Source organism: Pseudoalteromonas sp. Hal040, from assembly GCF_037162425.1.
GTDB classification, from domain to species: Bacteria; Pseudomonadota; Gammaproteobacteria; order Enterobacterales; family Alteromonadaceae; genus Pseudoalteromonas; species Pseudoalteromonas gelatinilytica.
In genome coordinates this window covers 252,095-273,514 of the sequence record NZ_JARLUU010000002.1, presented here as the reverse complement: position 1 = coordinate 273,514, position 21,420 = coordinate 252,095, and the positions used below count along the sequence as shown (strand labels likewise).

At 41.0% G+C, this 21,420-nt stretch carries 19 protein-coding genes; 9 read left to right on the top strand and 10 right to left on the bottom strand.

Going from position 1 to position 21,420, the window contains the following annotated elements; genetic code table 11:
• Positions 1-9: 9 nt before the first annotated feature.
• Positions 10-1,062, bottom strand: coding sequence for a sugar phosphate isomerase/epimerase family protein (locus P4S60_RS18895; RefSeq protein ID WP_337117074.1), 1,053 nt, complete (start codon positions 1,060-1,062; stop codon positions 10-12).
• A gap of 6 nt (positions 1,063-1,068) precedes the next feature.
• Entirely contained in the window at positions 1,069-2,229 is a 1,161-nt protein-coding gene (locus tag P4S60_RS18890) for a Gfo/Idh/MocA family protein (RefSeq protein ID WP_337117073.1), read from the bottom strand.
• A 163-nt stretch (positions 2,230-2,392) separates the two neighbouring features.
• Between P4S60_RS18890 and P4S60_RS18885 the strand changes: the two genes are divergently transcribed.
• A complete protein-coding gene (locus tag P4S60_RS18885) occupies positions 2,393-3,118 on the top strand; it encodes an AraC family transcriptional regulator (protein ID WP_337117072.1) in 726 nt (241 codons plus the stop codon).
• On the opposite strand, the gene P4S60_RS18880 is transcribed toward P4S60_RS18885, so the two are convergent.
• Together P4S60_RS18880 and P4S60_RS18875 are read right to left on the bottom strand one after the other, a co-directional pair.
• The gene (locus tag P4S60_RS18880; RefSeq protein ID WP_337117071.1) at positions 3,115-3,984 is read right to left on the bottom strand and encodes a BadF/BadG/BcrA/BcrD ATPase family protein; all 870 of its coding nucleotides are present in this window, start codon (positions 3,982-3,984) and stop codon (positions 3,115-3,117) included. The genes P4S60_RS18885 and P4S60_RS18880 overlap by 4 nt on opposite strands.
• Positions 3,985-3,986: 2 nt before the next feature.
• Complete coding sequence (locus P4S60_RS18875) at positions 3,987-4,715, bottom strand: copper homeostasis protein CutC (protein ID WP_337117070.1); 729 nt, start codon at positions 4,713-4,715, stop codon at positions 3,987-3,989.
• Positions 4,716-5,105: 390 nt separating this feature from the next.
• On the opposite strand from P4S60_RS18875, the gene P4S60_RS18870 reads away from it, so the two are divergent.
• Together P4S60_RS18870 and P4S60_RS18865 are read left to right on the top strand one after the other, a co-directional pair.
• The gene (locus tag P4S60_RS18870) at positions 5,106-7,895 is read left to right on the top strand and encodes a TonB-dependent receptor (protein WP_337117069.1); all 2,790 of its coding nucleotides are present in this window, start codon (positions 5,106-5,108) and stop codon (positions 7,893-7,895) included.
• 73 nt (positions 7,896-7,968) lie between these two features.
• On the top strand, positions 7,969-8,385 hold the full coding sequence (locus P4S60_RS18865; protein ID WP_337117068.1) for a GNAT family N-acetyltransferase: 417 nt from the start codon (positions 7,969-7,971) through the stop codon (positions 8,383-8,385).
• 38 nt (positions 8,386-8,423) lie between these two features.
• Here the strand turns inward: P4S60_RS18865 and minE are convergent, their stop codons facing one another.
• The 3 genes from minE to minC are packed head-to-tail and all read right to left on the bottom strand — an operon-like array spanning position 8,424 to position 10,208.
• Positions 8,424-8,687 carry a cell division topological specificity factor MinE gene (gene minE / locus P4S60_RS18860; protein ID WP_054552047.1) on the bottom strand — a complete coding sequence of 88 codons (264 nt, stop codon included), beginning with the start codon at positions 8,685-8,687 and terminating at the stop codon, positions 8,424-8,426.
• Between the two features lies 1 nt (position 8,688).
• Complete coding sequence (gene minD, locus P4S60_RS18855) at positions 8,689-9,498, bottom strand: septum site-determining protein MinD (RefSeq protein ID WP_063707427.1); 810 nt, start codon at positions 9,496-9,498, stop codon at positions 8,689-8,691.
• A gap of 5 nt (positions 9,499-9,503) precedes the next feature.
• On the bottom strand, positions 9,504-10,208 hold the full coding sequence (minC, locus tag P4S60_RS18850) for a septum site-determining protein MinC (protein WP_054552049.1): 705 nt from the start codon (positions 10,206-10,208) through the stop codon (positions 9,504-9,506).
• Positions 10,209-10,364: 156 nt separating this feature from the next.
• On the opposite strand from minC, the gene P4S60_RS18845 reads away from it, so the two are divergent.
• Both P4S60_RS18845 and P4S60_RS18840 read left to right on the top strand, forming a co-directional pair.
• Positions 10,365-10,646, top strand: a complete 282-nt coding sequence (locus P4S60_RS18845) for a YcgL domain-containing protein (RefSeq protein ID WP_063707425.1) — start codon at positions 10,365-10,367, stop codon at positions 10,644-10,646.
• Entirely contained in the window at positions 10,639-11,664 is a 1,026-nt protein-coding gene (locus P4S60_RS18840) for a lytic murein transglycosylase (RefSeq protein WP_337117067.1), read from the top strand. Before P4S60_RS18845 ends, P4S60_RS18840 begins: the two co-directional genes overlap by 8 nt.
• A gap of 249 nt (positions 11,665-11,913) precedes the next feature.
• Here P4S60_RS18840 and P4S60_RS18835 read toward each other — a convergent pair whose 3' ends face one another.
• Both P4S60_RS18835 and P4S60_RS18830 read right to left on the bottom strand, forming a co-directional pair.
• Entirely contained in the window at positions 11,914-12,303 is a 390-nt protein-coding gene (locus P4S60_RS18835) for a hypothetical protein (protein WP_337117066.1), read from the bottom strand.
• A gap of 325 nt (positions 12,304-12,628) precedes the next feature.
• On the bottom strand, positions 12,629-13,186 hold the full coding sequence (locus P4S60_RS18830) for a GbsR/MarR family transcriptional regulator (RefSeq protein ID WP_337117065.1): 558 nt from the start codon (positions 13,184-13,186) through the stop codon (positions 12,629-12,631).
• A 250-nt stretch (positions 13,187-13,436) separates the two neighbouring features.
• Here P4S60_RS18830 and adhP point away from each other — a divergent pair, with 250 nt between their 5' ends.
• From adhP to P4S60_RS18810, 4 genes are all read left to right on the top strand, one after another.
• Positions 13,437-14,447 (top strand): alcohol dehydrogenase AdhP, encoded by a 1,011-nt coding sequence (gene adhP, locus P4S60_RS18825; RefSeq protein WP_105173488.1) that lies wholly within the window; start codon positions 13,437-13,439, stop codon positions 14,445-14,447.
• A gap of 395 nt (positions 14,448-14,842) precedes the next feature.
• Complete coding sequence (locus P4S60_RS18820; protein ID WP_337117064.1) at positions 14,843-16,186, top strand: Fic family protein; 1,344 nt, start codon at positions 14,843-14,845, stop codon at positions 16,184-16,186.
• Between the two features lie 436 nt (positions 16,187-16,622).
• Positions 16,623-17,573 (top strand): STM4504/CBY_0614 family protein, encoded by a 951-nt coding sequence (locus P4S60_RS18815; protein ID WP_337117063.1) that lies wholly within the window; start codon positions 16,623-16,625, stop codon positions 17,571-17,573.
• Between the two features lie 81 nt (positions 17,574-17,654).
• Complete coding sequence (locus P4S60_RS18810) at positions 17,655-18,518, top strand: hypothetical protein (RefSeq protein WP_337117062.1); 864 nt, start codon at positions 17,655-17,657, stop codon at positions 18,516-18,518.
• 422 nt (positions 18,519-18,940) lie between these two features.
• Here the strand turns inward: P4S60_RS18810 and P4S60_RS18805 are convergent, their stop codons facing one another.
• Positions 18,941-21,352, bottom strand: a complete 2,412-nt coding sequence (locus P4S60_RS18805) for a TonB-dependent receptor (protein WP_337117061.1) — start codon at positions 21,350-21,352, stop codon at positions 18,941-18,943.
• Positions 21,353-21,420: the final 68 nt, after the last annotated feature.

Genomic DNA, 21,420 nt, shown 5'->3' with positions numbered 1-21,420 from the left:
TTGTCGGTTTTATAAACCTAAAATTCGATTATTACGCTCAGTGTTTGTTGTGCCACTGGCAAAATCGTCAAAGGCTTTGTCGGTTGGGTTTATTAAGTGTGCTTTAATAAACTCAGCGCCTTCTTTTGCCCCATCTTCTGGGTGCTTTAAGCAGCATTCCCACTCAAGTACAGCCCAACCATCAAAACCATATTGAGTTAACTTGCTGAAAATTTGCTTAAAATCTACTTGGCCATCACCTAAAGAACGAAATCGTCCTGGTCGGTCTTGCCAGTTCTGAAACCCGCCATAAACACCTGAGCGGCCATTTGCGATAAATTCGGCATCTTTGACATGAAACGCCTTAATGCGCGAATGATAAATATCGATAAACGCTAAATAGTCGAGCTGTTGCAATACGAAGTGGCTCGGATCATAAAGAATATTAACGCGTGGGTGATTATTGGTTGCTGCTAAAAATCGCTCAAATGTCACACCATCATGTAGGTCTTCACCCGGATGTAATTCATAACACACGTCCACACCATGCTCGTCAAAGCAATCTAAAATAGGCAACCAACGCTTAGCTAGCTCACTAAAGCCTTGTTCAACAAGTCCTTGTGGACGCTGTGGCCACGGGTAAAAGGTATGCCATAAAAAAGATCCCGAGAACGTCGCATGGGTTGTTAAGCCAAGCTTGTTACTCGCTTTCGCTGCTAGCATCAGTTGCTCTGTTGCCCACTTTGTTCGCGCTGCAGGGTTACCTTTTACATGCTCTGCGGCAAAGTTATCGAACATTTCATCGTAGGCAGGGTGAACAGCAATTAACTGGCCTTGCAAATGTGTTGATAGCTCTGAAATTGTAAGTCCATACTCTGTAGCAATACCAGTGACTTCATCGCAGTAATGCTGGCTTTGAGCTGCTTTTTCTAAATCAAAAATAGTCGGGTTTGAGGTTGGCACTTGAATCGCTTTGTAACCTAAACCGCTTGCCCACTCACATAAACCACGAAAGCTATTGAAAGGGGCTTGATCTGAAATAAACTGCGCCAAAAATATTGCTGGCCCTTTGATTTTATTCATTCTTTTTTATCCAATCTGTAATTCGTGCCATTTAGTATCTTGCTTCGATGAAGCAACAACATGCTCAATAAACGCCATACCCCGCACAGCCTCATTGATGCCAGGCACATCAAATGCTGAATTTGTTGCGTTATCGCCTTGCTTAAATGCATGGATCTGCGCTGCAAAATTGCGGTAAATATTGGCAAAGGCTTCAAGGTAGCCTTCTGGGTGACCGGCAGGGGCACGCAGGGCATTTTGCGTGTCAGGGTGTAATTCACCCACGCCCGCTCTAAGTAATATTGCGGCTTGATTGTGGCCTCTTAGCCATAAGCTATTAGGCTCAAGTTGCGACCATTCAAGACTGGCTTTATCGCCATAAATACGCAGGCGTAAGTTGTTTTCATCGCCAATAGCAATTTGGCTTGCCAGTAAAACGCCTTTACAACCATTATTGAATCTAAGAAGCACAGTGCCATCATCATCAAGGGCTCGGCCTTCAACCACATGATTTAAATCGGCGCAAAGCTCGGTGATTTCGAGAGCAGAGACATACTCGGCTAAGTTAGCTGCATGCACGCCAATGTCGCCCATACAACAGCTAATACCAGCCTTACTGGTGTCTAAACGCCAGCTCGCTTGTTTTGAACCTTCGTCTTCACTTTGAGCTAACCAGCCTTGGGTGTACTCTACAATGACTTTACGAATGGTGCCGAGCTCGCCTGCTTTTACGCGATGCTTGGCTTCTTTGACCATAGGGTAACCGGTGTAAGTGTGGGTTAACCCATATAAAACCTGCTGTTTTGCAATAATGCTTTGTAATTGCTCTGCTTCTGCAAGTGTGAGCGTTGCTGGTTTATCTGAGAGCACATGAAAACCATGCTCAAGCGCCATTTTCGCGACCGGAAAATGTAAGTGGTTTGGCGTGACAATAGCCACAAAATCAATACGCTGATCAGCAGGTAATTTTGCTTCTTCGGTAAATAGCGTATGGTAACTGTCGTAGCAACGGCTGCTATCAAGCCCAAGTAGTTCGCCAGTTGCTTTACATTTTTTTGCGTCTGAACTGAATGCGCCTGCAACAAGCTCAATCATTCCGTCTAACCGCGCTGCAATTCGATGAATAGCGCCAATGAAGGCACCATCGCCACCGCCTACCATTGCCATGCGGATCTTAGCTTTGCTCATCTTAAGCGCTCCTAAATTTAAATAGCGTCTGCTACTGTTAATGTCATGTTATTGATAATAGGAAAGCTTAGCCAATAAGCGCTAATAAAAATTCGGTTGACAATGCAACAAAATCGGCGTTTAAAATATATAGGGCTGTTCTTTATTGAGACAAAATTAAGCGATGGATATTCAAGAAATAATAAAAAAAGCTGGCGTAAATCAGCTAATTGCTGCATTTGATTTGCTGCCAGATATCCTCTTTTGGGTAAAAGACACAGATAGTAGAATCTTGCATTGTAATCAGCATTTTATTGAGCATCAGGGTTATAAAACACTGGAGCAAATATTGCTAAAAACAGACTTCGATTTTTCACCAAAGCACCTTGCGTTTCAGTACGTCAATGACGATAAACGGGTGATGGAAGGCTACATAGTGACTGACCGTTTAGAGCTTAACCAAACCCAACAAGGTGAGCTTGGTTGGTTTTCTACATCAAAGCATGCTTTAAAAGATCACGATGGCAATGTGATTGGCACTTACGGAGTGACCCGACATTTACAAAAAACCTCAAAAGCGCTTTCTCATGTAAGGGCAATTGAAGAGCCGGTAAAATTTATTCGCGAGCATTATCATCGTCAGATCAGCATTGATGAATTAGCAGAGCTTGCACACTTGTCGGTAAGTGCTTTAGAGCGCCGCTTTAAAAAGCACTTAGCAAAAACCCCCAATCAATTTATTAACGAAGTGCGCCTCGAAAATGCCCGAAAGCTACTGATTGAAACTCAACTGCCTATTTCACAAGTGGCCTATCAGTGTGGGTTTTCTGAGCCAAGTTACTTCAGCAAACAATTTCGGCGTTTGTTTGGTGAAATCCCTTCACAAATGCGCTCGCAATTAGATGATTAAATTGCAGCTCTTGCCATTAAAATAGCCCCTTGCTCTGCACTGGCAAGGGCGGGGGTTAAATGCGCTTTACTGGCATCAGGTAAGTAAGGCGTGATGGCACTGGCAATGCCGCCCATCAAGGTGACGTTTTCAATACCTTGTTTTTCAAAGTAAGCGATATAGCGGGTAATGTATGCGCACGCATCATTGATTAATTGCTGACAAAAAGCATCGTCAGAATGGCTAAAAACTAGGGGCGCAAATTTGGCAAGCTCAGCCGGGCGCGCTGATATTAAGCGCTGACTTAACGCTTGGTTTGAGTCGCAGTTAAGCTGGGTGAGTAGGGTATCTATTGAAGCTGAACTTTGCGCAACACCATCAAGCACTTCAAATGCTTTACGGCAAAGTTGTAAGCCTAACCAACCACCACTGGCACCATCGCTCAGTAATAAACCGTAACCACCTAATTCGCTAAATTGGTTTTGCTGCTGGTAACCCGCACAAAAGCCCGTGCCCAGAATAATCACCGCACCATCATGGTGTTGATGTGCGCCTTTACAGGCAATCAGCATATCTGTTGACAGGGTAAATTTAGCAAAAGGGTGCTGCCATTTGCTCATGGCTTGATAGGCAGAGTCGATATTAGCTCCGGCAAGTCCGGCATGCACATAAGTGTTTTTCAGCTCGCTTAAGGCAAGCCCAGCTTCATGAAATGCAAGTTCAGTGGCGAGTAGTATTGATTCTTGGCTTTGTTGGCAGCTGGTGGCCACATTTGCTGAACCACTTATGGCTTCACTAAGCAATGAGCCGTTTTCGTTTTCTAAACGAACTTTACACTTACTGCCGCCGCCATCAATACCTAAAAAATACATTGCTTTGCTTGCCATGCTTAATCCTTTGAAAGAAGCTTATTGATAGCCTCAGCGTTAATTGCACTATTTTCGTTGTGCACGCATGAGTGTACATGCACAGCTGCCTTTGCTGAATGGTTTTTTATTAATTGCCAAAGAGCTTCCGCGTTTTCTATGGTCACACCACCTCCCATAACAATTTCTATCTGATTAGCGCTATGTGCTAAGTATGTGTTGAGCTGATTTAGACCATCAACTGCACTTTGACCGCTTTGCCACGGCGTGCCTGCTGTTAAGATGCGGTCAACTCCTAAACTAATCAGTTTATCAAGTGTGTTTAACGGGTTTGTAAGGGTATCGAATGCACGGTGAAAGGTCACCATCTGGCCATGCTGTTTGGCTGTGGCAACTAAAGAGCGAGTCACTTCTAAATCAAGTTCGCCGTGTTTAACTGCACCAAATACCACGCCATGCGCCCCCGCGTTCGCTGCCATTGTTATTTGTTTTTGCATTGCGCTCTGACACTCAGCACTAACAAAAAAGTTGCCCGCTTCGGGGCGGATCATCACCACTAACTCTGCGCTATTAGTCAGGTTTTTCACAGCACAGTCAATCGCATTAACACTTGGCGTTAAGCCACCTAGGTCCAAATTGCTGCATAGCTCAAAGCGTTTTGCGCCTAAGTTACTAGCCATTGAAATGTTGTTAGCGAGCTGCTTTAAGCACCCTTCGTTTAGGCATACTTCAAGAAATTTACCATTGTTCATGGGCGTGTTTTTGCCATATCTATTACACCTATTGTTTAGTTACTCAATTTGCGAGTCATTAATAAATATATGAAAAGTTAAATTGTTACATACTATCAATGATTTAAATGTGTTTTTAAGTTTATTTTACTTAGCCAGTTAACTCAAAATCTCTGAGCTTAACTATAATTCAGAAAATATAAAAATGAATATGAAATATTCCTAACGCCGATTTTGTCATATCTCTCACCGAATTTTTATTATCACTTTTTGACCACTCACCCTATTCTGAGTTTGAGTTTAACAAGCTGTTAACTACCGATAATCAGTTTAAAAACCGACAACAATAAATCGTTTTTGCAGGGGCTAAAGACTCTTAAACAAAAACAGAACACACAACTGGAGATAGGCATGGGCAAGCAAACTGTAATAAAAACAAAAGGGCAAGGAAGGCATTTTAAGCGTAATGCAATTTTAATTTCGCTACTGGCTGCAATTAATACAAGCTATGCAGCAGAGCAAGCAAATGACGATGTAGAAGTGATTGAAGTACGAGGTATTCGTTCTTCAACTGCAGAAAACTTAGCAATAAAACGACTTTCAACGGCTACCGTTGATGCAATCACCGCAGAGGATATTGGTAAGTTTCCTGATAAAAACGTCGCTGACTCATTGCAACGTGTATCGGGCGTTTTGATTGACCGCGACGGTGGCGAAGGTAGCCGCGTGAGTATTCGTGGTACATCACCGGATTGGACACTCACTCAATTAAACGGTAACTATATTGCTTCATCAGGTTCTGGTACGCCTACCCGTAGTTTTAATTACACGTTATTGCCTTCAAGCATGATCAAAAGTGTAGAAGTGTACAAAAGTGCTGAAGCACGCATCGATGAAGGCGGTATTGGTGGTACGGTTATTTTACACACCCGAAAACCGCTTGAGATGGAAGCAAACTCAGGGGCATTAAGTGCAGAGGTAACATACGATGATGTGTCTGAAGACACTAAGCCGCAAGTCAACGTGCTGTATTCATGGAAAAATGACGACGAAAACTTTGGTGTACTGGCCGGTTTTACTCGTCAAGATCGTACCGTAACAACCATCACTAACAACGCCTCACACTGGCGTTTTCACTCAGATACCGTTGAAGGGGCAGAGCGCCCAGCGCTGGTAGACCAAGCCACTGGCGAAGTGTACAACAATGTATGGGCACCGCGTGCGATGAGTGTTAATAACTCAAACCAAGACCGTACACGCGATGGTTATCAAGTGGCTCTTCAGTGGGCACCGAGTGACAGACTTGATTTAAACTTTAACTATTTTGGTGCCAAGTTAGGCTACGACCAAACAGGGCAAAGCATTACCTTTGCAGAATGGAATGATAACCACAACCCGTATTACGGCATTGTGCTTGATGGCGATACTGTGGTTGCCTACGGTAATGGCGATAATGGATTACTCAATGATAATAACTGGGGTGATGCCGATGTAAATGGTGGTGTGGCTGTTCGCCGTGGTTTGTTATCACCGCAGTTAACAGGGCGTGAGCGTTTTGGCGAATCAAAATCAAATACCTATGATTTTGAAGGCACTTATTATGGTGATACTTACAGTGTTACATTAAAGCTGGGTCATACCGAAGCTGAAGGCGGCACCTCAAAAGAAACCTACGCCAATATTGATGCGCGTTTAGGCTCAGTAAACAGCTGGTTATGGTCAATTGAAAACGGTAAGCCAAGCTACGAAGTGTCGACTGATTTAGCCACTGATAAAGAAGCATATCAATATTACGATTGGTTTGACTCATACTCATCTGAAAATGAAGACTCAGAAGATTATATTCAAACAGATGTAAAATTTGACCTTGATGGCAACTTTTTCACCCGTGTATATGTAGGTGGTAAATACCGCGACCATGAAATTAAAGGCATTCGTAACGACTTTCGTTGGGATGACGGCATCGCTGATAACGGCGGTTACCGCGGTTACTTGCCAGGCACTGAGTGGTTCCATAATCCAGATTTTCACCCAGATGCACCAACATTAGTAAGCGACCATGTGGTTGATAACAGTGCCGGTGATACAGGCGCATTTAACTTTTTAGCGTTTGATTTTGGAGCGCTTGATAACTACTTAAAAGAAAACTTTAGCCAAACAGTAGTGCCAACGCTTTCGGGTACCTATGCCCTTGAAGAGAAAATTTGGTCTGTTTACACCCAAGCTGATTTTGAATGGCAAGATTTCCGCGGTAATGTCGGTGTGCGCTATGTAAATACAGAGCTTAGCACTTTGACTTACGATGATGTCATTGGTCAAGACGATGACGATACCGAACCGAATGAGCGCAGTAGCGATGGCAGCGAAGTATTACCAAGTTTTAACCTTGCATGGGATGCAACCGAAGACCTTGTTGTTCGTTTTGCCGCAGCACGCACCATGGCAAGAGTGAGCTATTCAGACTTAAGCCAAGCCGAGTCATATGGTCCTCCAGTTAACATTAACTCACCTGATTCATGGACAGGCCGTGGTAATGGCACCTCGGTAAACACAGGCCTTGAACCTATGTTATCTGACCAATTTGATTTAGGTATTGAATGGTATTACGGCGATGGCTCTGCATTGGGTGCGACGTTATTCTCTAAAGATATTTCTAACTTACCAATCTCGACCGTAGAAATTGTAGAGCGTGAACACGATTGTTGTAACGGCCCAATTGAGGTCGAAATGAACACCAAAGTAGGTGGTGGTGATGCAAAATCAGAAGGTTTAGAGCTGTTCTTCCAGCACTCGTTTGATAATGGTTTTGGTATTTTAACTAACTATACCTATACAGATACCAGCACCAGCGAAGTCTCGACAGACGGGCAAAAAACAGAGGCCGAAATACCAGGCACCGCTAAGCACCAATATAATGTGTCGGTGTACTTTGAGAATGACGACTTTAGTGTTCGTGCGTCATATAACTGGAAAGATGACCGTGCCAACGGTATTCACCAAGGCTACAACTTGTATACCAAAGACTATGGTCAGCTAGATGTGAATGCCTCATATAACCTAACAGAGGATCTTTCGTTTACTGCGTCAGTAGTGAACCTAACAGAAGAAATAGAAGAAGGTTATTGGAAACAAAGTAATCGCTTTACCTATAACCAATATTCGGGCCGCCGTTTTTACTTAGGCGCAAATTATAACTTTTAACCATAGGCATGTTGTTTGTTGCAACCTAAAAAGGTACTTTTATTAAAGTACCTTTTTCTTTTTTAAGACAATAATGATTAAGTTTGTAGCAGCTACAGAGCAAGACAAAGCCTATTTACTCGACTTGAGATTAAATACTATGGCTGAGCATTTAGAAAATCAGGGGTTATTTTTATCACTTGAGCAGCATCAAGCAAGAGTAGCAGAACATTTTGAGCACAGTCATTTAGTGTTAAATGATGGGCAATGTGTAGGCACTGCAAAGTTCATCGTGAGTGACCAAGCTATCAGTTTATTACAGCTACAAATTGCACCTAAAGAGCAGGGCAAAGGGTTAGGCACTAAGGTGTTAGATGCACTCAAAGCGCAAACAGCAGAGATCAATTTAACGGTGCTAAAAGCGAATCCAGCGTATGGATTATATCAACGGGCAGGGTTTAAAACGCTAGGCGAAGACGACTATGAGTTTCATATGCAGTGGCAGAAATAAAAAAGGGCGCTGTTAAAAAACTAAGCGCCCAATTTTGACTATTTCTTTTCTTCGTCAGGTAAGGTGACGTTTAGCTCAAGTACTGCTAAGTCATCTTCGTTTTGGTCAAACTGCACCTGAACTGCATCAGTGTTTACATTCACGTACTTACGAATAACATCAAGGATGTCTTGTTTTAGCTGTGGTAAGTAATCTGGTGTACCACGCTGTGAACGTTCGTGCGCGACAATGATCTGCAATCGCTCTTTTGCTAATGACGCACTGCTTTTCTTTTCTGAGCGGAAGTAGTCAAGTAAAGACACATTAACCTCCAAAAATCCGTTTGAATAAGCCTTTTTTCTCTACGTCTAAGAAACGAAAATCAACAGTTTCGCCTAATAAACGATTGATAGCATCAGTATACGCTTGGCCTGCATCCGATTCAGAATCTAAGATAACCGGTTGACCAGAGTTTGATGCACTAAGTACAGCTTGTGATTCTGGAATAACGCCCAGTAATTTAATCGCTAAGATTTCTTGTACGTCTTCTACCGAAAGCATTTCGCCTTTTTCAACACGCTCAGGATTATAACGTGTTAATAGTAGGTGTTCTTTTACGCTTTCTAGGCCTTCTTCAGCACGTTTTGATTTGCTGTGTAAAATGCCAAGAATACGGTCAGAGTCACGTACTGATGATACTTCTGGGTTCGTTGTTACAATCGCTTCATCAGCGAAGTACATTGCCATCATTGCACCAGCTTCGATACCCGCTGGAGAATCACACACAATGTAATCAAAATCTTTTTTCAGCTCGTTTAGTACGCGCTCAACACCGTCACGGGTAAGGGCGTCTTTATCACGGGTTTGTGAGGCAGGTAAAATATATAGTTTATCGACGCGCTTATCTTTAATAAGAGCTTGATTTAGGTTTGATTCACCATTGATTACGTTTACGAAATCATAAACAACACGGCGTTCACAACCCATGATAAGGTCAAGATTACGCAGACCAATATCAAAGTCGATAATAACGGTTTTAAAGCCTTTAAGCGCTAAACCTGTGCCAATCGCAGCACTCGATGTGGTTTTACCAACACCACCTTTACCAGAAGTAACGACAATCACTTTTGCCATGAGATTTATCCTTTAACCAAAGCTGAAATTTCTAATGAATCATTTTTTTGTTGGATTTGTACTGCGCTGCCCCAGTGTTCACCCTGAAGAGAGTCGCTGATCCAATAACTACCATTAATTGAAACAAGTTCTGCTTCTAATTTTTGGCAAAATATATTTGCTTCGTTGTAACCTTTTGCCCCTGCAATTGCACGGCCGCGTAAGGTGCCATAAATATGCACATTACCATCGCTAATCACTTCGGCACCATGACTTACAGCGCCAATCACGATTAAATCGCGGTCTTTAGCATACACTTGTTGGCCCGAACGTACAGTGCCATGAATAACTTGCGCAGGCAGGTGAACGGTTTTTTCAACGATAGACGTATTTGTTTGTTGTTTAGCGGTCGCACCCTTAACGTCTTGTGAATAATTTAACACCGACAGGCCTGCAGCTTTTGCGCTTTCGTTTTGCTCTTGAGAGCCATTACAAACCCCAACGGGGTTTAACGAAAGACCACTTAACATTGATTTTAAGAAAGAGAAATCAAGCGCTTCATCTTGTACGTCGCTTAAGTTGATTACGATAGGCGCACCGGCAAAGAACTTAGGTGCTTGGGCGATTTTCTCATCTAACTGCTTACTTAAAAGGGCTGTATCTGCTGAAAATAAATGTAAAACAGATAACGTAAAAAGGTTCCCTTTTAATTCAAAAATTTGTTCCGACATACACGCTCAATTGAATTGTCTGGATTAGCATTATTTAAGTATAAACACAGGCTGAACAAGGCATATACAGTAAAAATCTAATCTATTTTTTCTAACTTATTATATGACTCATGTTATAGTGTGCGCCTTCGTTAAGCAAGATATTATAGGGTCATAATGCTAACTGCGGTGTATAAAAGTATTAAAAAAGCGGATACATACCTTTTTGTAGAAAAAAGAGATGATTTCTCTCGCGTACCTGAACCTTTACTAGAAACGTTCGGTCAACCTAAGTATGTGATGATCATCAATCTAGCAAGCCGTGAAAAGTTAGGCGTGGCAGATTTAGAAACGGTTAAGCAAGCGTTAATTGATAAAGGCTTTTACTTGCAATTACCTCCGCCGGAAGAAAATCTGTTAACCCAATTTAAAAAAGACAAGGGAGTTGAGAGTGATTAAAAAACTTGCCGTTATTTTACTCAGTGCTTCATTAAGCACTTCAGTATTGGCAGAAGAAAAGACACAAGCTGATTTTGACGTTTACGTTGCTGCATTAAAAAAAGAAGCGATTGAAAAGGGCTATGATCAAGCACTTATCGACCAAGCATTCGCAACGGCTAAATTTAAAAAGAAAGTTATTTCAGCAGATAAAAATCAGCCAGAAGTAAAAGAAACCCTCGAAACCTATTTACCAAAACGTGTGCCGCAATGGAAAATTGACCGCGCCCGTAAATTATACAAAGAACACCAAGACGTACTTGAAAAAGTAGCCAAAGAATACGGCGTTCAAGCGCGTTTTATTGTGGCACTTTGGGGCCTTGAAAGTAACTTTGGGAAAATCCAAGGTGGTCACAGTGTGATTGCATCATTAGTGACGCTTGCTTTTGATGGTCGCCGCGAAACCATGTACAAAAACCAACTTTGGGCAGCGCTTGATATCTTAAAAGAGGGCCATATCACCCTTGATAAGTTCAAAGGCTCATGGGCTGGTGCAATGGGTCAAACACAGTTCATGCCAACGTCGTTTAATTCATACGCAGTAGATTATAACGGCGATGGTCGTAAAGACATTTGGACCACAGAAGAAGACGCTTTTGCCTCAATTGCTAACTACCTTAAGCAAGAAGGTTGGAACGATGATTTAACTTGGGGTCGCCAAGTTAAATTACCTGAAGGCTTTGATAACGCAAACATTCTTAAGCGTGGCACCAAAACGCGCGGTCAATGGCTAGAGTATTGGAAAAACTCAGAGCGCAGCCTTGCTGATTGGCAAGCTCTTGGTGTGCGTAAAATGGATGGCAGCGACCTACCAAACGTTGATGTTACCGCTGCAATGGTAATGCCAGATGACGTAAACGGCCGCATGTACCTAGCCTACGATAACTACAAAGCACTTATGCACTGGAATCGCTCGTATTACTTTGCAACCAGTGTTGGTTACTTATCAGATCGCATCGGTTACCCAGCGATTAAGTGATTAGTAATAAAAGTTAGCAAGGTTCAAGGGTAAAGCTATAAGTTTTACCCAAGCAACTTGCTAACTTATTCGGCGTTAAAACGCCTCCAACAAACTTTACTCTCGTAACTTGTAACTTTCCCCTCAATCGCGCTAAAGCACACCTACAAGACAACGCGCGAAACAAGTTTCACTCCTACGATAGAAAACATTAGGCTCTAGGGTTTAGGCTCTGGGACGCGATATAAAATCGCTGCTACATGTTCGGCGTTAAAACGCCAGATTCCCTTTTCCTGTGATTACACTTTTACAAACAACGTCATAAATTTCATCATAAAACATTATTTGAAAATGCTTACAGCCAGCGATTTCATCTTGATTGAATGATAGTAGCCAATTCGAATTAAGCACTTCAAATATGGCTGCCACACACTTTGTATTCGCAAGAATACAATCATGAAAATCATCCGTTGCCATTGAATATGCTTTTACGTTATCTAATCTTATATGCTTAAGGTTAGCTAATGAATATTCATCATCGGGATTGAAGTACTCAAAGCCTACAAGGTCTTTACCATTTCTTTGCCAAATAACCTTCTGTAGTTCAGGTCCTCTGCCATCATGATAAAAGTGTTTTTCTAAAATCGGCTTCGCAGTCATAGTAATTCTTTAAAGCTAAAATATTTTAAGTTTGTATAGTACTAAGAGCCCAACACCCGTGACCAATAAATGCAGTCTGTAGTTTAAAATCGAAAAGGTATCACTCGACACTATTTTTAAATAAGAGTCTTCTTTGTTAGCAACTCCGACAGGTAAAAAGTCATATAAGAACAGAAGTATGCCTGCCAAAATTAATACAATACTGGTTATCAAAAGAAGCTTATTCACATGATTATCCTTATTTTTAGCAATTTGTTCGGCGTTAAAACGCCTCTTACAAACTTTCCCCTTGCAACTTTACTCTCGCCCCTAGTAACTCGCTAACTTACTCACTCTTCCCCGGCTTTTTCAAAATCTTATCTTTAAAATCAAGTACCTTGCCAATGCCAGAACCCAGTTTCATTAGGCTGTGAAGCTGTTCAGGGCTTAAGCGTTGTAGCTCTGCAGACCATTTGGTTACGGTTTCGAGTAGGTCGTGAATTTCTTGCATTTGCTTTTGAGCAAAGCGCTCATCATCTGTGTGGGCTTCTTCTAAAATGTTATCGCGAAGCAGGCTTAGGGTTGGGTCTATCTCGCGCTTTTTACGCTCTTCGAATACGCGGTTGGCCATATCCCAAATGCTGCCAGCAGGGCCGTAGTATTCTTTACGGTCACCGGGAATATGATGCACTTTAATTAAGCGCCAAGACTGTAGCTCTTTAATGCCCATACTTACGTTTCCGCGCGAGATACTTAAGGTATCGGCAATTTCATTGGCGGTCATTGGCTCTTTAGTAATGGTTAATAATCCACACATTTGACCAATGGTGCGGTTAAAGCCCCAACGGCTACCCATTTCACCGCAGTGCATAACAAAAGCTAAGTTTTTTTCAGATAGGCTCATAATTTTTAGTATTCAAAAATTTCAGAAATTAAATGCTAGCATGCTCGGGGTATAACTAAAAGAAATAGCCACTATGCAATCTGCTACTACTAAAGTGTAGATATGCCATATTTGAAATTTAAGTTATTGAATTTAAATAATAGTTTAATTAAATGCCGCAGTGATTAGCTATTTGATGTGGATCAATAATAGTGACAGTTAATAAGTTTATCGTATAGGCTGAAATCCAATAATACCATGGAGGAAGGTTATGAAAGCTGCAGTAAATAAAGAGTACAAAGGTAAATTAACTATCGAAGATATCCCATGCCCAGAGGTGGGAATTAACGATGTGCTAGTTAAAATTGCCGCGTGTGGAGTGTGCCACACAGATTTACATGCTTGTCATGGGGATTGGCCAGTTAAACCGAAAATGCCATTAGTGCCGGGCCATGAAGGGGTAGGTACTATCGAAAAAGTAGGCGCAAACATTAAACATTTATCAGTAGGCGACCGTGTTGGTGTTCCTTGGCTATATAGCGCCTGCGGTCATTGCGAATTTTGTTTAGAAGGCAAAGAAACCTTATGTCTTGAGCAGCACAACACAGGTTATTCAGTCGATGGTGGTTACGCCGAATACTGTGTTGCCCATGGTGATTACGTGGTTAAAATTCCTGAAGGATTAGGTTTTTCAGAAGCCGCACCTTTGTTTTGTGCGGGGGTTACTACCTATAAAGCGCTTAAAGTGACTGATGCAAAAGCGGGTGATTGGGTTGCAATTGTTGGTGTTGGCGGCCTAGGCCATTTAGCAGTGCAGTACGCAAAAGCAATGGGCTTTAATGTGATTGCCGTTGATACCGGCGACAGCAAGTTGGCATTAGCCAAAGAGCTTGGCGCAGACATTACCATAGACTTTATGAAGCAAGTGCCTTCAGAAACCATATTTGAACAAGTGGGCGGCGCACATGGTGTTGTGTGCACTGCTGTATCAAAACCAGGGTTTGAACAAGCCTATAAAAGTGTACGCCGTGGCGGTAAATGTGTGCTTGTAGGTTTACCACCAGAAGATATGCCATTGCCAATTTTCGATACTGTGTTAAATGGTGTGTCTGTTGTAGGCTCAATCGTTGGTACGCGTAAAGACTTACAAGAATGCCTCGACTTTGCAGCCAAAGGTAAAGTTAAAGCGATTATTGAAGAAAAACGCCTAGAAGATATCAACGATATATTTGACGATATGTTAAAAGGCGATATCACAGGCCGAATCGTAATGACGCTTTAAGCTTAGTCAGTTAATGCTGTCAGATTTGGTTGAGTGACTCAATTGAATCTGGCAGATTTGCTTTGACAAAAGTGTAACTTTGCTTGGCCAATTATTACTTGAATGAGTGGCTACAATTGTATAAACGGCTACTTTGAATGAATAACAGATATTCGCATTTAATCGTATTATCCCTGAATATTTTAGCAATCTTATTTAGAGTGCATTGTGGGCGACCATTGATAAAGTTAAACTCATTAATAGGGTTCATAACAGATTGATTTATTGTTGATTTCTGTTAATTTTGTGAAAGGTGAGTAAAATGCTTGTCGTTAACTCCACATTAGTTAGCCAAGCATTTCTGCGCTCAATATAGCTGCGTTATATACATACGAAAATTAAATTAAGGATCAATAATGTTAAATCTCGATGGAACACCATATTTACTCGATACTGAGGCTGAAAAAGGAATCGTAGCACAAATAAAAAGGCTGGAAGAACGAGTTGAGCTATTAAGAAGTTCCGGAACTTTAACGGAAGAAACGCTTGTTAAATACTACGGTGCTCGTAAGTTCGAGCAAGTAGCAGAGTCGAATGCTATTGAGGGTAGTACTTTATCAGTTGGTGAGACAGAACTAGCGGTTCTAAAAGGAATTACCACAACTGGACACGATCCTGCATATGTAAAAGATGCGATTTCATTAGAAAAAGCTCTTGTACGACTAGCTGAAATGGCTAAGAATCAAGATTCAGTTACAGAAAAGCAACAACTTCGAGAGCTCCACGAAATTATTTTAGGTGACAGGCCAAGTGCTGGTTTATTCAGACAAGAGCCTGTCCGAATAAAAGGTGCTGATCATAAGCCTCCAAAAACTTGGGAAGAGGTAATGGATGCTATGGATGAATGGGAAAAGTGGTCTATTGAAAGCCAGTCACTTCCTGCAGTTGTTCGTGCGACAATATTACATGCATGGCTTGCTCATATTCACCCTTTCATAGATGGTAATGGACGAACAGCGAGAGCTATATCTAATTTGGAACTTGTTAGAGCTGGTTATCCTCCAATAATTCTCCGTAAGAAGGAAAGAGATCGTTATATTGAAGCATTAGCAGAATCTGATTCTGGTGGAGATATACGCTCATTTTTTGAACTTATTATTGAACGTGCTGACGGAGCACTTACTGGGCTAGAGTTAGCAGCAAAACAAAAACAAGATTACAACCCAGTTATTGAAAGAATTAAACAAAAACAGACTAACAATCTTAAAATTTGGGAAACAAGTGTCTCATTATTAGTTAAGACCACACAGCATTATCTCGACGAACTGCTAGAACAAGTTGGGGGCTCAACTTACATCAAAGAGTTTGAATCACCTCTAGACCTTGAAGATTACTTGGGATTAACGAAAAAACAGAGTGTTTCTCGCAGTTGGTGTTTTATTGTAAATGTCTCAGTTCCAGGCATTGAGAAGTTAGAAAGGCTTGCATATATAAGCTATCGCCAACCTCAGCTTTTTCACCATATGGGTAACAAAGGTGGGCCAGCAATTTATTGGTCAAAGAAAAATCCTGAAGGATATCCGAAGTGGATTACTGATGAAGCCTATACTCCTTACTGTACAGAAATGACCATAGAAGAGGGGGTTGGAGATGCTTGGTCAGCTAGGTTGATAGATGGAACTATAGTTAAATTATCGACATCTGAATTGGCAAAGAACATAGCACACTCGTTAGTAGAACTTGCAGCAGATAATAGGTAATTTAATCGACTTATTAAAGTTACGTTTTCTAGTAAAATGCATTTAACTAAATGATTGGCCTAGCTTAGATTTACCAATGGCTGCTTTTGGCACTTTTGCGAAGTTTAGCTGTGTGCGAAGAGCTGCCTTCTAAGGTATTAGCGGAGCGCCAGCACTAAGCCTTAAAGTATAGACTGCTAGGTTTTATAGCAATCAATGGTTAACTTAATAGTCTCTACAATAATGAATTTACATAATTACCTTTGCTGGACTTGCTTTGATAAATGCCTTTGTTGCAGATACTAGAGTTCTTATTGCATTTTAATTAGTCAAGGCTTAAGTTTATGTAGTTATAAAATTTAAGTTAGTTGGTGTATTGTTTTGAGTGTTAATATTAAAAAGTAATATACGCACCTCTTGTGATTAAGCGGTTATATAGCCAATAAAAGGAGTATTAATGGCAATCTTTGATTTATTCTCTAAAAGACAACAAGCTTTAAAAGGGGATGTCCCTGATGTTTATGTTTACGATGACTTGCCAAATGCTTTGAGAGTACAAATCGTTCATATTTGGACAGATGCACTTGGAAGTGATAAAAATTATTTCGATGAATATGGTCCTGGGTCAAATGTCCGAACAACTTATAAATTTATCGTGGATACTCTCTGTAGAGAGTATGGAATGTTTCAACTCCCTACTGCAGAAAAACATAGAGGGAGAATGTATCTTAATGAACTGGCAAATTATCTATTGCAAGTTGATGATGTTGAAAAGCAGCTTGATATAGTCGAGTTGAGTTTTAGGTATATCGATCGTCTTACACGAGAATACGACTATTTAAGAAAACGTAATGCTTCCGAGAGTGCGGACGCGGCAATCAGTGAATTGAACTCAAGATTTAAAGAGCATGGTATAGGTTACCAGTTTGTTGAAGGTGAAATTATTAGAGTTGATTCAGAGCTAATTCACACTGAAGCAGTTAAACCTGCATTGCGTTTGCTTAACGAAAAGAGCTATCAAGGTGCCCAACAAGAATTTTTAAGCGCTTACGAGCATTACCGCCAAGGTAAAAACAAGGAAGCTCTCAATGATTGTTTGAAATCCTTTGAAAGTACCATGAAAGCAATTTGCTTTAAGCGAAGTTGGTCGTATCAACCAAATGCTACATCAAAAGCGTTAATCCAAACCTGTTTTAATAATGGCCTTGTTCCATCATTTTGGCAGCACCAGTTAAGTTCGTCGCGAAGCTTGCTGGAAAGCAGCATTCCTACTGGACGAAATAAGCTAAGTGGTCACGGACAAGGAGCAAGCCCAACTAAGGTGCCTGACCACCTTGTCGCATATATGCTACATATGACGGCTTCTACATTGGTATTTTTAACTACTGCAGAGAAGAACCTTGCGTAACAAGGTGCTACTTCGGAAAGTTCACTCTCTGACGCCCCAAAATTTGCAAATAGCAGCGTTATACATTTTAAAGGATTAGCTTTGTTCAAAGAAACGGAAAGACTAAACGAGCTATTAACTGGTTTAGAAACAGGTGAATCAATAGATCCTGAAGCTCCTTTATCTTCTTTAGGAGACTGGATTAACCAATTTGAAAAAGAATTAGAGTTTGACAGTGAGTTTATAGAATTGCTCACAGATAAGTTAAATGAACTGGAATCGAATCCTGAAAATCTAGTTAAATTAATTTCTTCGACAATTAATTGTCAGCTACAAACAATAGTAGAAAGTAATAATAATACTCCAGAGTTCGAGCAACTATTGCAACTTTTTAAAGACGTAAATTCTATTTGTCCAAAGCGCGTGGAAATATTAATCCATAAGTCTGGAATACTTAGCTCATCTGATAAGCAATTAGAGAACTACAGCTTTACTGCACAATTGGAAGGTCTAAATGGTGAGCAATTAGTAAAAAAGATAATAACTATAACACCAAGCCTTATTGAGGATAGTTATAAAAGGTATTTATATTTTTTAGTAACTTGCAAATACACTTTGGATTCAAAAGATAAAGCACCAAGTAATAAAATTGGTGTAATGTTAGATCAAATCACTAGTTTAAAACTAAAATATCCCCTGTTAATTGACTCTGATATCATCTGGATAAGAAATGCGACTGCTCATAGGAGTTGGGAATATATTGTCGAGACTGGCATGGTGCGTATGACTGATAACAAAGATATCGCACATTTCTTTAGCCCAAATGGCCTAATGGAAAAAGTTATGAAGCCTTTTTTAATTTCAAGTAAAGTATTTTACGATGCAAGTTTGTACTATAAATTAAATTTAATGAATAGTAGAATCAAGAAAGCCTTGAAAATGTTAAGTTCCACAACAACGAACTAACAAATTTAGATTCCAAAATTGTTGCTCGTAAAGTAACTTTTGCTTTTTAAAGAAAAGATTCAGCTAAACACGTTATAACACCTCTATGACCTATAGAAAACTATATTCTTGAAAGGGAGAAATAACTTTCGATTTGGATTTAGCTAGTGATAGCAGCAATAACTTTTCGACTCCAGTTTCGTTAATTATAAAAGATAAAAATTAAAAACAAAGAGTCATGCCTAATATGCAAATAAATTGGTAACACTAAAGTTTTACCCTGTTTTCGCTTTGATTTTACCATGCGCTATTTTCCTTTGTTTGGATGTTGGCACAATCTGCCTTTAGGACACACTACCTCTCTATTTGAAAACTACATAGCCCAAAAAACTACAAAAAAAGCGCGACCCAACTAAGCCACGCTTTTTGCTATTAATTCACAATTAAAGTGTGTAGCTAAAGGTTAATTTAGCATTACGCTCTTCACCTGGCGTGCCGCCTAAGAACATTGCTTTTGAGTAATAGGTTTTGTTAAACAAGTTATTTAGGTTTAACTGTAGTTTCCAATCATCTGTTTGGTATTGAATTGCGGCGTCGTAAACCGTGTAGCTTGGTACGTAGCCATCAGGTATACCAAACGAGGTTGAGTTTGTGCTGCGGTCATCAACATATTGTACGCCTGCGCTAATTGTCAGTGGCTCGGCTAAATCAAACCATTTAGCGTCATAGCTTAACCAGCTGCTTGCTGTTACATAAGGCACACCTTTTTGGCGAGTATCGAAAGATGATGAGTTAGGGTTTTTCTTATCGCGGGCGTCTTGATACACCGCGTTTACGTTAAGTTTCCACTGCTCGTTTAAATCGGCATTTAAATCAAGCTCTACACCTTTGGTTTGCTCTTCACCATCGTAAAAGCTTTTTGGTACTGAGGCATCAGACACACCGGCTTCGTACTCTGGGTTGGCATACTCAAGGTTGGTACGGGCACTATCAAATACCACAAGTGATGCTAGTAGTTGATCGTCAAACGCTTTTACACGCATACCAATGTCGTTACTGACTGACTCGGCGTCATCGCGGTCTGCTTCGTTACCCGATACACTGCCAAGCACACTGTAAGCTGTACGGCCTTTAGAGTGGTTTACAAAGAACGAAATATCATCGCTAAGTTTGTAGGTTGCACCTAGGTTGTAGGTCATGCCGCTGTCTGATGTATCTGCTTCTGGCGTTGGCTCGGCGGCACTTGCACGGTAGCGTGCATCAACACCAAAGTGTTCATAGCTTTGTTTAATACGGTTAAAGGCAACGCCTACTCGGGTTGTAAAGGTATCGTGAATATAGGCAACATGTTGAATACCCACACCCCAAGCCTGAACCTTTTTATTGTAATCGCTGGTTTTTAGCGGGTCGTAATCAAAAAAGCTGCCTTCGCCCCAGTTCGGGTTACGAATATCAAAAATGTAAGGTAATTGACCTTGGTAAATAACCTCTCCATCTTTGTTTTTAATGACCTGATCAGCATCGTAAATTGAGTATTGTTTAAAACGAATATCGCGGTCTTCGTAGTTGGCGTTTACAAGTAGTTCGTTATCAATACCGGCAAAGCTAAAGTCATATCGCAAGTCAGCAAAGTATTGCCATGATTTTTCGTCAGCTTCTACTTGGCGGTATTCTTGGCGACGCGCTGCAAATGGGTAAAGTACGTCATCAACCACTAAAGGAGCGCGCGGGTCGGCATTGATCACGCCATTACGGTTCCAATAAACGTAGTTATAAGCACCCGTTTGGCGGGCAAAGCTCGATTCGTAATTACGATACTGCAGTTGCTGATTTAAAAATAAATTATCAGTAATAAAGTAGTTATGAGTTAACTTAAAGCGTAGCTCTTCGCCTTCGTTATCATTTGCCATTGGCGAGATAATACCGTTATGGCCAAAGGTGTAAGGTGTTAGGCCATCATTTGCTGCCAGTGAATCTGCTAATTGTTGGCGTTGCTGTTCGGTTAGTTGCAGGCCTTTTGCTGTTGCATCGTTAATTAAATCGTCAGCGGTTACTTCACCTGCGGTTTTACCATTCACTGAGTCACTGTTAAAAATTCGAATAGGGTGGCCAATTGAATCAACAGCAATGGCATCTTTGATATAAGCGGCAGAGATCATGATGTCTTGTTTGTCGCTTAATACATATTTTAACGCGCCATAAATTTCATCACGGTCGTCTTTTAAGTCGCGGTAACCATCGCTACGAGCAGTTTTTGCGTTAACGCGATAAGCAAGGTTGTCGGTTAATGCTGCTGTGCTATCAAAGCCTAATGAGTAGCTATCCCATTGACCAAGCTCTGCATTAACGGTGTGTTTTTCAGTGAATTGTGGTTTCTTTTCGATTAGGTTGATAACACCACCTGCGCTACCCATACCATATAAGCCTGTAGCAGGGCCTTTAAGTACTTCTACAGATTCAACGTTGGTCATTGAGCGGGTTGGGTTAAAGGTGTTACCAAGGCCTGCACCGCCGTACATGCCATCGTAAGTATAGTTTGCACCTAAACCGCGGATCACTAAGTTATCGCCAATACCGTAATTATTACCGGCTTGGGTTACACCACTGATGTTACGTACTAAGTCTTGTAAGTTTGTTGCGCCTTGCGAGTTGATAAGCTCTTGATCAACAACTACAACCGGGGCTGGCGTTTCCATTAGGGTCATATTTGATTTAGTGGCAAGGCCCGAATCAAGTACTACACGGTTTTGTTTGTCGTAAACGGTGATACGTTCAACTGAGTCTAAATCGTTGGCGTTTGCATTGAATGCGCTTAAGCAGGCTAGGGCTAAAATTGAGTATTTGTGTGTCGTCATTATAGGTAATTTGTCGAAAATTTTTCGGCAATGATAATGCGAGCTATTTTCATTTCAAGTTTTATTTA